A 2,765-nucleotide genomic window follows, 5' to 3' on the forward strand; every position below is an offset into this window, starting at 1 on the left:
GGGCGACGACGCGAATTGTCAGACAGGACCTAGAACCCCGGACCGCCCACCCGGTCACCGGCGGCCGCGAGCCGTCCCCACAGCAAGTCGGCCAGCGAGCGCACCAGTTCGGCCCGCGAGCAGGGGCGCTCGCCCAGCCACCAGTCCCCGGCGGCGTGCATCATGCCGACGATCCCGTGGCCCCACACCCGCGCCAGCTGCTGGCTGCCCGGCCCGAGGTCCACCCGCTCCTCGATGACCTGGGCCAGCTCCTCGCCCATCCGGCGCAGCAGCGGGGCGCTGTGCTTGCCGACGTCGAAGCCGTGGTCGCCGCCCTGGCCGCCCTCGGAGGGATGCATCAGGAACCGGTACACCTGCGGCCGGGCCTCGATGGCGGCGAGATAGGTGTCGAGTGTGGACTCCACCCGCTCCCGGCGGTCGGCCGGGGCGTCCAGCGCCGCGCGCAGCGAGTCGAGCAGGGCGTCGGTGTGCCGCGTGGCGAGGGCCGCGTAGAGGCCGCCCTTGTCGCCGAAGTGGCGGTAGAGGATCGGCTTGGTGATGCCCGCCTCCGCGGCGATGGCGTTCATCGACGCCTGCGGGCCGTCGCGCAGCACCACCCGGTCGGCGGCCTCCAGCAGTTCCCGCCGTCGTCGGTCGGCGGACCTCTGCTGATCGGTCCGCTGTGTGGTGTCCATGTGGTCTCCCCACCCGTGCTGATTCGGTGACGCCTGCGCAAACTAACACTCACCGCGGGCCCCGCATCGAACGGGATACCGAGCCGTCATCCGGAGTTGACTTCACCTACCCGTCGGTAACATACTTCGGTTACCGCTAGTAACACCGTACGCGCCGCCGCTGGAGGGGACATGGCCGAGTTCACCATGGAGCTCAACGACGAACAGAAGGAGGTCCGGGACTGGCTGCACGGCTTCGCCGCCGATGTGATCCGGCCCGCGGCCGCCGAATGGGACGAGCGTGAGGAGACTCCCTGGCCGGTCATCCAGGAGGCCGCCAAGATCGGCGTCTACTCCCTCGACTTCTACGCCCAGCAGTACTTCGACCCCACCGGCCTCGGCATACCGATGGTCATGGAGGAGCTGTTCTGGGGGGACGCGGGCATCGCCCTCTCCATCGTCGGCACCGGCCTCGCGGCCGTGGGCGTCCTCGCCAACGGCACCGAGGAGCAGATCGGCACCTGGATTCCGCAGATGTACGGCGATGTGAACGACGTCAAGGTCGCCGCCTTCTGCTCCTCCGAGCCGGACGCCGGCTCCGACGTGGCCTCCATGCGCACGCGTGCGGTGTACGACGAGGCCAAGGACGAGTGGGTGCTCAACGGCACCAAGACGTGGGCCACCAACGGCGGCATCGCCAACGTTCACGTCGTCGTCGCCGTGGTCGACCCGGAGCTGGGCTCCAAGGGCCACGCCTCCTTCATCGTGCCGCCCGGCACGCCCGGTCTCAGCCAGGGCCAGAAGTTCAAGAAGCACGGGATTCGCGCCTCGCACACCGCCGAGGTCGTCCTGGAGAACGTGCGCGTGCCGGGGTCCTGCCTGCTCGGTGGCAAGGAGAAGCTGGACGAGCGGCTGGCGCGGGCGCGGGAGAAGGCCCGCAGCGGGGGCGAGCGGGTGAAGAACGCGGCGATGGCCACGTTCGAGGCGTCCCGGCCCGCCGTGGGCGCGATGGCGGTGGGTACGGCACGCGCCGCCTACGAGGTCGCGCTCGAATACGCCACTACGCGTGAGCAGTTCGGGCGGCCCATTGTTGACAACCAGGGGATCGCCTTCCAGCTCGCCGATATGCGGACGTCCATCGACGCGGCTCGGCTGCTGGTGTGGCGGGCGTCCTGGATGGCGGTCAACGGCAAGCGGTTCACCGCCGCCGAGGGGTCGATGTCGAAGCTGTTCGCCAGTGAGACGGCGAAGAAGGTCACCGGGCAGGCGATCCAGATCCTTGGGGGGAACGGCTATACGCGGGAGTATCCGGTCGAGCGGATGCACAGGGACGCGGCGATCTACACGATCTTCGAGGGGACCAGTGAGATCCAGCGGCTGGTGATCGCTCGCACCCTGGCCGGGGTGCCCATTCGGTAGCGCCGTGGGGCGCGGGGGAATTGCGGGCCGACCGGCGTCGTGGCTGGTCGCGCAATTCCCCGCGCCCCTCGGGTCAACTCACTCATCGGTGTTTCAGCGGGGTGAGTTGGTCTATGTCGTAGCGCTTTCTCAGTTCCTCGATGGCCTCCTGGTCCGGGGGGCCTCCCGCGTCCAGGATTTCCAGGAGTTCCTCGAAGTAGCGCTCGTGGTCCGGTGGGGGAGAGGCCTGGAAGAACATGCGGGCCGGGTTGTCGGTGGGGTTGGCGAAGGCGTGGGGGCAGCCGGGCGGGACGACGATGACCGTACCCGGTGTCGCCCGGACCACCCTGGTGCCCGAACTCGACTCCCACTTCTGCCAGTTGTCGGGGGTGCGGATGCGGGGCTCGAAGGCGAGGACGTCGAGTTCTCCCTCCAGGACGTAGAACAGCTCCTCGCTGCGCGTGTGCACATGGGCGCCCACGTCGAAGCCCGGCGGGACCTCCACCTCGAAGGTGGAGGCCGTCCGCGAATGGGTGCCGGTGACCTTGAACGTGACCCGCTGGGCGGCCGTCGCCACGACCCGGCCGTGTCCCGGCGGTACGAGCAGTCCCTCGGTCGTCGTCATGACCGGCTCACCAGGTCACTGGCAGGGACTCGGGCCCCCGGATCAACGCACCCTTGCGGAAGGGGACTTCCTCCGGCGGCACCGCGAGC

Annotated in this window: 3 protein-coding genes; 1 reads left to right on the forward strand and 2 read right to left on the reverse strand. The window is 69.5% G+C overall.

Going from position 1 to position 2,765, the window contains the following annotated elements:
• Positions 1-29: 29 nt before the first annotated feature.
• Positions 30-674: a TetR family transcriptional regulator gene (locus GT030_RS14570; protein WP_086690884.1), complete on the reverse strand. Its 645-nt coding sequence runs from the start codon at positions 672-674 to the stop codon at positions 30-32.
• A 171-nt stretch (positions 675-845) separates the two neighbouring features.
• On the opposite strand from GT030_RS14570, the gene GT030_RS14575 reads away from it, so the two are divergent.
• Positions 846-2,072, forward strand: coding sequence for an acyl-CoA dehydrogenase family protein (locus GT030_RS14575; RefSeq protein ID WP_161201482.1), 1,227 nt, complete (start codon positions 846-848; stop codon positions 2,070-2,072).
• A gap of 82 nt (positions 2,073-2,154) precedes the next feature.
• On the opposite strand, the gene GT030_RS14580 is transcribed toward GT030_RS14575, so the two are convergent.
• On the reverse strand, positions 2,155-2,676 hold the full coding sequence (locus tag GT030_RS14580; protein WP_161201483.1) for a cupin domain-containing protein: 522 nt from the start codon (positions 2,674-2,676) through the stop codon (positions 2,155-2,157).
• Positions 2,677-2,765: the final 89 nt, after the last annotated feature.

Source organism: Streptomyces sp. SID1328, from assembly GCF_009865595.1.
GTDB lineage: Bacteria > Actinomycetota > Actinomycetes > Streptomycetales > Streptomycetaceae > Streptomyces > Streptomyces griseoluteus.

Coding starts and splice junctions, on each gene's coding strand:
- GT030_RS14570 (WP_086690884.1), bottom strand. CDS start 674: ATGGACACCACACAGCGGACCGATCAGCAGAGGTCCGCCGACCGACGA.
- GT030_RS14575 (WP_161201482.1), top strand. CDS start 846: ATGGCCGAGTTCACCATGGAGCTCAACGACGAACAGAAGGAGGTCCGG.
- GT030_RS14580 (WP_161201483.1), bottom strand. CDS start 2,676: ATGACGACGACCGAGGGACTGCTCGTACCGCCGGGACACGGCCGGGTC.